This is a genomic window from uncultured Bacteroides sp. (assembly GCF_949298305.1).
Taxonomy (GTDB): Bacteria; Bacteroidota; Bacteroidia; order Bacteroidales; family Bacteroidaceae; genus Bacteroides.
On the sequence record NZ_CASFWU010000105.1, the window covers coordinates 1 to 8,517 of the forward strand.

Below are 8,517 nucleotides of genomic sequence, written 5' to 3' on the forward strand. Positions count from 1 at the left end.
AGGTTGTGGGCAAACTGGTCGGGGACGATGTAGTCGCTGCTGCTGCCGATGACCTCGGAGTAGTAGGAGAACGAGTGCGTCCACTGGTTGTCGTAGGTCAGTGTCAGCAGGTTGCCCCGTCCGCCCAAGTCGCGCCAGTAGAAGTTGGCGTCGAAGTCGGCGAAGCGGTAGGGCACGTTGGGCATGCGCGAACGGTAGCCCAGATTCTCCACCGCATTGCCCGTGCTGCCTATCTGGTAGGGCTCATTGTCGCGCACGTCCATCTGGGTGAAGTTACCGCCCAGACTGAGCCAGCGTCCCAGGCTGTAGCGTGCGGAGAGGTTGTAGCCCTTGGTCAGTACGTTGCCATAGTTGATGTAGGTGGCATTCTCCCGTCCGCCGCTCAGGTCTTGTACGTTGCGCTGGATGTAGTCGTGCGTGTCGCGGTAGACCAGTCCTCCCTCCACATAGAAAGAGTGGCTGCCCAGCGTACGCGCATAGCTGAGGCTGAAGTTCACATTGTGGCTGCTCTCGGGGCGCAGGCTTATCTGCCCGCTCTCCAGGTCCTCGTCGCCGAACATCTCTTCGATGGTGGGCAGACGGTAGGCACGCTCGTACGACAGCTTGGCCTGCAGGCCTTCGAGGAGGAAGCAGGTGCCTGCCGCTCCGTAACCCCAGGAGCTGACCGTGCGGCTGGTGCGTACGTAGTTGCTGCCCGTGTCATCCTCGGCCATGGGTCCGGCCACGTACTGATGGTAGTGCTTGCCGAAGGCGGAGAGGTTCCAGCGCTCGGAGGGCATCAGGCGGTATGCCAGTCCGGTGATGTTCTTGCGCGTCTGCTTGGCGATAGGGTCGGTCTGTGCCTCGGCAGCCAGCAGCGAGGTGTTGTCGCGGCGGAAGGTGCTGAGCACGTGGTTCAGGGTGAACGTATGGATGCGCCCCAGACGATAGTTCATCGTGGCTGTGGCATTCCAGTTGTCGTTGTCGGCGCGGCTGTACTGGCGCGACTGTTCGCCGGGCGTGTTCAGGGGCTGACGCTCGCCCAGCCAGTTGTACTTGTAGTGGGCCGTGTCCACGTTGGTGGTGGCGTTGCGGTTGTAGTTGGCCGACAGTGTCAGGTCGAGGCCTTTCACTAACAGGTCCCGCTTGCTGTACTCCAGCGAGGGGATGAGCGAGTGGCCGAAGCGGTGCTTCTCGCCGAAGACGGTTTTCTGGCGCACACCGGTCTGTATGTCCTTGTACATCTGCGACCAGACGAAGCCCAGCATCAGGCGGTCGGCCCAAGGCTTGTCCACGAAGCCCGCCTTGGCCACGACGGCCTCGTTGTGGTAATTGTCGTGGAAGCGGCGGACGCGCACCTTCTCCTGCTCGTTGAAGCTGCCCGTCCCGAAGTCGAGCACGGGGGCGTCTACGTAGTAATTGTTGTCCGAATAGTTCTGGAAAGCGTTCACCTCGTAGGTGAAGCCGTTGCGGAAGGTCTGCCCGAAGCGGAAGTTGGACTTGTGCGTGTTGAACGAGCCGTAGGAGTAGGACGCGTCCACAAACCAGCGGCGGCGCTGCTTGCCCGTGACGATGTTGATGACGCCGCCGATGGCGTCCGTGCCGAAGCCTACGGGCACCACACCTTTATATACTTCGATGCGCTCGGCAAAGCCTACGGGGATGTTGTTCAGGCCGAACGAGCTGCCCGTGCCCTCCTGCGGGATGCCGTCAATGAACACCTTGACGTGCTTGCCGCTGAAGCCATCCATCATCACCTGCATGTCCGAACCCACCCCGCCCGACTCGCGCAGCTTCATGCCCGGTGCCTTGGCCAGCGCTTCGCTCAGGTTCTTGGTGGTGTTCTGCAACTCTTTGGTGTCTACCGCTACGGCGTTGAAGGCCGATCGCTTGACGCGGCTCACACCGGTCGAAACGACGGTCACTTCGTCCAGCTGCTGCACATCGGGCGCCAGGACGATGTCCAGGCCCCGGCATCCTTCGCGGCCCAGGGTGAGCGTCCGTTCCTCCGTCCGGTAGCCTATGGCCGAAACGACCAGTGTGTACTTGCCCTCAGGGGCCTGTATGCGGAAGCGGCCCTCGGCGTCGGTGGTGCCGCCGTAGGTGGTTCCTTTCAGATAGACGGTGGCAAAGTCCACCACTTCCGGCTCATGCTCCGCCGAAGTGACCCTGCCCGACACGTGGCAGCGGCCTCCCCCGTGTCGTCCGTCGTGGCGGCCCTGGGCACAGACGGCAACCGTCCCGCCAACCAGCAGCAGCCATAACCAGAATGTAAATGCTGTTGTCTTCAATGTTCTCTCTGCTCTTTTAAAATTCGGCTGCAAAGTTCCGCAGAAATTAGAAGTCGCACAATCGCCTTTTATCGGTAAAAATTCCCGCCTCCGCCGGGGCCCGCATCCGTGTCAATAACCATTTATAGGTAAACCGGCCCTTGCCTTACCTACTTGCCCGCCCCTTCCGCCGCATTTACCTATATATAGGTATTGGACAGAAAGCCACTTTATACGAACTTTGCAGGGACGGAAAGTGTTATTACCATAAGAAAGATTACGAACCATAAAAACTGAAATTGTATGAGAATTGAAAAAATCATCGCCCGCGAAATACTCGACTCGCGCGGCAATCCCACCGTAGAAGTAGACGTTACACTGGAATGCGGTGCCATGGGCCGCGCAGCCGTGCCGTCGGGCGCATCCACCGGCGAGCACGAAGCTCTGGAGCTGCGCGACGGCGACAAACAGCGCTACGGCGGCAAGGGAACGCTGAAGGCCGTGGAGAACGTGAATACCCTCATCGCCCCCGCCCTCGTCGGCCTGTCGGCCCTCGACCAGCGCGCCGTCGACCACCGCATGCTGGAGCTGGACGGCACCCCCACCAAGTCGCGCCTGGGCGCCAACGCCATCCTCGGCGTATCGCTCGCCGTGGCCAAGGCAGCCGCCTGCGCGCTCGACATTCCTTTATATAGGTATATAGGCGGCACGAACACCTACGTCCTGCCCGTGCCCATGATGAACATCATCAACGGCGGCTCGCACAGCGACGCGCCCATCGCCTTCCAGGAGTTCATGATACGCCCCGTAGGTGCCACGTCCTTCCGCGAGGGTCTGCGCATGGGTGCCGAAGTGTTCCACGCCCTGAAGAAGGTGCTACACGACCGCGGCCTCAGCACCGCCGTGGGCGACGAAGGCGGCTTCGCACCCGCCCTGGACGGCACGGAAGACGCACTGGACTGCATCATGGACGCCATCCGCGCCGCCGGCTACGAGCCGGGACAGGACGTGCGCATAGGCATGGACTGCGCCTCCAGCGAGTTCTACCGCGACGGCGTGTACGACTACACCCTCTTCGAAGGCGACAAAGGCAAACGACGCACGGCCGACGAGCAGATTGCCTACCTGGAAGACCTGATTAACCAATACCCCATCGACTCCATCGAGGACGGCATGAGCGAGAACGACTGGGAAGGCTGGAAGAAACTGACCGAACGCATCGGCGACCGCTGCCAGCTGGTGGGCGACGACCTCTTCGTCACCAACGTGGAGTTCCTGCGCCGCGGCATCGCCGAGGGATGCGCCAACTCCATCCTCATCAAGGTGAACCAGATAGGTACCCTGAGCGAGACGCTGGACGCCATCGAGATGGCCCACCGCAACGGCTACACCACCGTCACCTCCCACCGCTCGGGCGAGACGGAGGACGCCACCATTGCCGACATCGCCGTGGCCACCAACAGCGGACAGATAAAGACCGGCTCCCTCAGCCGCTCCGACCGCATGGCCAAGTACAACCAGCTGCTCCGCATCGAGGAGGAACTGGGCTCCCTGGCCGTCTACGGCTACCCGCGCATCAAGTAACCCGCGCCAACCATCGCTTTTCTTGGGAATGCCCTCCACCGCGGAGGGCATTCTTTGTTTTACCCCAATAAATACAAGAATTCCAATTTATTCCTTACATTTGTGCATCCAATCTATGTATAAATAAGAAGCACTATGATTACCTTGAAAGGCGTTGACCCTAAAATGATAGCCAACAATCTGACTCCGTCGGAACCTATCCATCCCGGAGAATTGATTAAGGACGAGATAGAATATCGTGGTCTGTCTCAACGGAAGCTCGCCGCACAAATGGGTATCTCGCCCACATTGCTCAACGAGATCTTAAACGGCAAACGTTCTGTCTCCACCGAGTATGCACTGCTGTTTGAAGCGGCGCTGGGCATTGATGCGGAGATATGGATCCGGCAACAGATGCGCTACGACATGCAGGTGGCCAAGTCGAACCAGTCCTTCCTGGAAAGGCTGGCCAATATACGCAAACTGGTTGCCGCTCTCTAACAGGAGGGGCAACCAGTCTGCATGGAAGCTACTCGCGGCTCATCAGCCGCTGCTCGGCCATGCGCTCGTACTTGGTGCCGGGGCGGCCGTAGTTGGCATACGGATAGATGGAGATGCCGCCGCGCGGGGTGAACAGGCCGGTCACCTCGATGTATTTGGGATTCATCAGGCGGATGAGGTCCTTCAGGATGATGTTCACGCAGTCTTCGTGGAACGCACCGTGGTTGCGGAAGCTGAAGAGATAGAGCTTGAGGCTCTTGCTCTCCACCATCTTCACGTCCGGGATGTAGGAGATGCGTATCTCGGCAAAGTCCGGCTGGCCGGTGATGGGACACAGGCTGGTGAACTCGGGGCAGTTGAAGCGCACCCAGTAATCGTTCTCGGGATGTTTGTTGTCGAAGGCTTCGAGCACTTCGGGAGCATAGTCTTGCTTATACTCGGTCTTGCGACCCAGCAGGGATAGTTGGTCTTTCAGTTCGGTCATTGTTCGGATTGTTTAGATTTGACATTTACGCAGGCAGGCATTCACTTGCTTGCCAGATACTTCTCTAGCCCCTCGCGACGCAGCTTGCAGGCAGGGCAGTGGCCGCATCCGTCGCCGGGTATGCCGTTGTAGCAGGTCAGGGTCTCGTTGCGCACCAGGTCCAGCACGCCCAGTTCGTCGGCCAAAGCCCAGGTCTCGGCCTTGTCTATCCACATCAGTGGGGTGTGGATGACGAACTGCTCGTCCATGGCCAGGTTGAGCGTCACGTTGAGCGACCTGATGAAGGCGTCGCGGCAGTCAGGATAGCCGCTGAAGTCCGTCTGCGACACACCCGTCACCAGGTGGTGGATGCCCCGCTCGCGGGCATAGACGGCGGCAATGCTCAGGAAGAACAGGTTGCGGCCCGGCACAAAGGTATTGGGCACGCCGCCTTCGGGCTTCTCCTGATCCATCACCATCGAGGTATCGGTCAGCGAGTTGTGTCCCAGCCGCCCGATGAACGACACATCCATCACGTCGAACTCCACGCCCGCCTTTGCGGCAATCTGCCGCGCCAGCTCCACCTCCTGCCGGTGCTTCTGTCCATACAGGAAGCTCAAAGCATATACCTTCTTAAACTGCCGTTTTGCCCAAAACAGACAGGTGGTTGAGTCCTGCCCTCCGCTGAACACAACCAAAGCTACATCATTATTCATATTCATTCTTGTTATATTGGATTTTAAGTTCTCAAGATTCGGATTTAATATTTATCGGGTAGTTAAGGAGTTAAGAAGTTAAGGAGTTAAGCCAATACCTTTGTGAATGGTTAATGGTTAATGATTAATGGTTAATAAATTCTTCATTTTTCATTCTTCATTCTTCATTTTTTTGTCTATCGGCTTTAACTCCTAAGCCCACCCTGGTGGGACCTCTCCCCCTTCGGGGGGAGTTGGAGGGGGCTTCCTTTTAACTTCTTTAACTCCTGGAAGTTTGGCTTCGCCGATTTTCAATTCGCACTTGCGAAACTTGAGTAGGGATTTATTCTGTCCAATGCTCAAAGGTCTCTGACCTTCCACACCTTATACGAGATGCCTTCGTCGAAAACGTCGCTGCCGTCAATGCGCTTCACCGCCTTCACCACACGGATGGTGACGGGCAGGATGACTACCTCGTAGGCCGACTTCAGGACAATCTGCAGGCCCATCATCACCAGCAGTTCACGCCAGGCAATGACACCGCCAAACGCGATGGGAAAGAAGATGAGCGAATCGGCCGTCTCGCCCACGATGGTAGACCAGATGGCGCGTATCGAGAAATGACGTCCGTGGCTGGCTATCTTCATGCGGCTCATCACGTAGGCATTGAGGAACGAACCTACCAAGAAAGCCAGCAGACTGGCAGCCACAATGCGAGGTGCCATGCCGAAAACAAAGTTGAAGTGCTCCTCGCCCTCCCAAAACGGAGCGGCAGGCAGCGACACGGCCACCAGCCCCAACGTGACGACAAAGAAATTCATCAGGAAACCACTCCAGATAATAAGACGCGCCTTGCGGAAGCCCCAGACTTCGGCAATGCAGTCGTTGATAATATAAGAAATGGGGAAAACCAGCAGTCCGGCAGTAACGGTCAGGCTACCCACCTGGATGACTTTGGTTTCAAGAAGATTGGCTGCGATGAGGCACACATTGAACAAGATGCCCATCAGCATAAAGGATACGGATACTTTCTGCTTCATAATTCCTGTTTTTTACGTGGTTGACCTAGAATACACGACCGCTATTCACGGCATCTCATTTTAAAATCGGACGCAAAGATAGGCTTTTCCGCACAAACAGGCAACAGAGGAACACAAAAAAGAGGCTGTCGACAATAAAGCGACAACCTCTCATACAAGTATTTCCAAAGAAGAAACGGGAATCAGAACTTATAGTCGATACCCACGCCGAACACTTTATTCGTACGGGTGAATACGTCAGTTCCCGGCAGTTTGGGCAACTGAGAGGCCACAGCCTCGGGTAAACCGATGTTCTGCAACTTCTGCGACATGTGGTTGTAATCGCTGCTCTCGCGAGTGTAGTCGTCGTAGTTAGTCCAGAAATAGGCAATGTTCAGATTCAAGTTCTTAGCCAGTTTGATGCCTGCGCCGAAGCCGAACGACCAGGAACTGGTGACAAAACTGATGTCTTCCATGTAGTCGTCAGTCAGACCATACTTGGTACGCTGCATACCGCCACTGATTTGAATGCGTTTGTGTACATCCCATTCTATACCTGCCAGGTATTCATTGGTGCCGGCCGACAGCAGTTTTTGCTTGTCATTAGCCATGTCGGCCTGCTTGTCGAAAAAATGATGGTAGCCCACCGAAGCACGCAATGTAGGCAGAATATCGTAGGAAACACCGACTGTCAGCAGGGCTGGAATATCGTTCGGCGTATTGATGCCGTGGTCGTAGGCAGGGAAACCGGTGGTATTGACACGCGTGTCGTTCTCCACGTTCAAGTTGGTATTGAATTCATACTTCACGCCAATGTTCAACTTGTTGTAGTTGAAGTCAAGACCAATAATTGGCGTTAATCCCCACCCTTTCTGGTCACAATCCAGCTCTTTATCTTCCGTGGCTTTGGCCAACATACCCAGCAGCACTTTCTGTTGCTGCATATCAGCAGGAGCACCATCTGGAATCTGTGCGGCCAATCCCTTGAAAGCATCCGAAGCCGGCACCATGTTTTCCGTGCCCGGCGTATTGATTTGTATATTGCGCAGGTAGCCTGAGTAATTATTGTTCACATAATTCATACGTCCGCCCACGAAGGCCGAAAGGTGTTCGTTAATCTTATAAGTGACACCCAACTGGACACCATAGAAAAACTGACTACCTTCCATATAGCTGTCCACATCGTAACGGTTGATGCCCAAACTCTGACCGAACACGGGAAGCATAGAAATGATGGACTCGAACGAAGCCAGTCCGCTGTTGAACGTGGCCTTACCACCACCCCCCGTCACTGCAAAGCTACCCGAGAATACCCAGTCACCATTCTTGTAGGCAGCCTGGATGCTGGGAATGACAGGAGCCGAAGCCTCGCCTTTGAACAGCTTGGTTGCACTACCGTTATTCTGTACACCGTATGCAAAAGGAGCGAACGTGGAAGTTATCTGACGTGTCTGATAGGCACTTTGAATATTCAAAGATAAATGCAGGCCGTCGCCACTCTCAATAAAGGCCAGTCCGGCTGGATTGGAATAAACCGCATCAATGCGAGTAGAAGCATCGTGAGCCAGCATTCGCAAAAACAGGATGTTCTGATTCGTATTAGTCAGGTACCCTCCTGCAAAAGTTGGAATTGAAACAATCAGCAGCACTGCGCCGATTAACAAGTTTTTTCTCATGTATTACTCTTTTTATTGATTTCGCATGCAAAGGTACAACATTATTGCACAATTTAAACAACTTTGTGCCAAAAATGAAAAATCAGCTCTCTACATTGTCAAGGAGAGACAATCGTTTCTCTTGAAACTAATAGGAAAACAAAAGCATTTTGCCCTTAACTTCAATCCATTTGCATAATTTGCTTCAATATAGCAATCATGTCCCCCAAACAGGCTTTCTTCATCAGGTTCAACCAATCTACAACTCGCTATTTTAACGTGAGTTCGATATAAAATTAAAAGATAGTAAGTTGCCCGTCATTGATAAACTTTACATCAATGGCGGGTTTCTTCTCAAAAAAGCAATATGCC

The 8,517-nt window shown here is 55.1% G+C and carries 7 protein-coding genes; 2 read left to right on the forward strand and 5 right to left on the reverse strand.

The window, feature by feature from the left end:
- A partial coding sequence (locus Q1Y74_RS12195; RefSeq protein WP_300814595.1) for a TonB-dependent receptor occupies window positions 1-2,159 on the reverse strand: 2,159 nt, incomplete at its 3' end.
- 393 nt (window positions 2,160-2,552) lie between these two features.
- Here Q1Y74_RS12195 and eno point away from each other — a divergent pair.
- Both eno and Q1Y74_RS12205 read left to right on the forward strand, forming a co-directional pair.
- The gene (gene eno / locus Q1Y74_RS12200; protein ID WP_300814590.1) at window positions 2,553-3,833 is read left to right on the forward strand and encodes a phosphopyruvate hydratase; all 1,281 of its coding nucleotides are present in this window, start codon (window positions 2,553-2,555) and stop codon (window positions 3,831-3,833) included.
- A 135-nt stretch (window positions 3,834-3,968) separates the two neighbouring features.
- The gene (locus Q1Y74_RS12205) at window positions 3,969-4,313 is read left to right on the forward strand and encodes a HigA family addiction module antitoxin (protein WP_300814591.1); all 345 of its coding nucleotides are present in this window, start codon (window positions 3,969-3,971) and stop codon (window positions 4,311-4,313) included.
- Window positions 4,314-4,341: 28 nt separating this feature from the next.
- On the opposite strand, the gene queF is transcribed toward Q1Y74_RS12205, so the two are convergent.
- From queF to Q1Y74_RS12225, 4 genes are all read right to left on the reverse strand, one after another.
- The gene (gene queF, locus Q1Y74_RS12210; RefSeq protein ID WP_300814592.1) at window positions 4,342-4,797 is read right to left on the reverse strand and encodes a preQ(1) synthase; all 456 of its coding nucleotides are present in this window, start codon (window positions 4,795-4,797) and stop codon (window positions 4,342-4,344) included.
- 41 nt (window positions 4,798-4,838) lie between these two features.
- Window positions 4,839-5,492: a 7-cyano-7-deazaguanine synthase QueC gene (gene queC / locus Q1Y74_RS12215; RefSeq protein WP_300814596.1), complete on the reverse strand. Its 654-nt coding sequence runs from the start codon at window positions 5,490-5,492 to the stop codon at window positions 4,839-4,841.
- A 338-nt stretch (window positions 5,493-5,830) separates the two neighbouring features.
- Complete coding sequence (locus Q1Y74_RS12220) at window positions 5,831-6,511, reverse strand: queuosine precursor transporter (protein ID WP_300814593.1); 681 nt, start codon at window positions 6,509-6,511, stop codon at window positions 5,831-5,833.
- 182 nt (window positions 6,512-6,693) lie between these two features.
- The gene (locus Q1Y74_RS12225; protein WP_300814594.1) at window positions 6,694-8,166 is read right to left on the reverse strand and encodes a hypothetical protein; all 1,473 of its coding nucleotides are present in this window, start codon (window positions 8,164-8,166) and stop codon (window positions 6,694-6,696) included.
- Between the last annotated feature and the right edge of the window lie 351 nt (window positions 8,167-8,517).

What these genes read in the sequence shown, in the direction of transcription:
- eno (WP_300814590.1), top strand. Translation starts at nt 2,553, where the DNA reads ATGAGAATTGAAAAAATCATCGCCCGCGAAATACTCGACTCGCGCGGC.
- Q1Y74_RS12205 (WP_300814591.1), top strand. Translation starts at nt 3,969, where the DNA reads ATGATTACCTTGAAAGGCGTTGACCCTAAAATGATAGCCAACAATCTG.
- queF (WP_300814592.1), bottom strand. Translation starts at nt 4,797, where the DNA reads ATGACCGAACTGAAAGACCAACTATCCCTGCTGGGTCGCAAGACCGAG.
- queC (WP_300814596.1), bottom strand. Translation starts at nt 5,492, where the DNA reads ATGAATAATGATGTAGCTTTGGTTGTGTTCAGCGGAGGGCAGGACTCA.
- Q1Y74_RS12220 (WP_300814593.1), bottom strand. Translation starts at nt 6,511, where the DNA reads ATGAAGCAGAAAGTATCCGTATCCTTTATGCTGATGGGCATCTTGTTC.
- Q1Y74_RS12225 (WP_300814594.1), bottom strand. Translation starts at nt 8,166, where the DNA reads ATGAGAAAAAACTTGTTAATCGGCGCAGTGCTGCTGATTGTTTCAATT.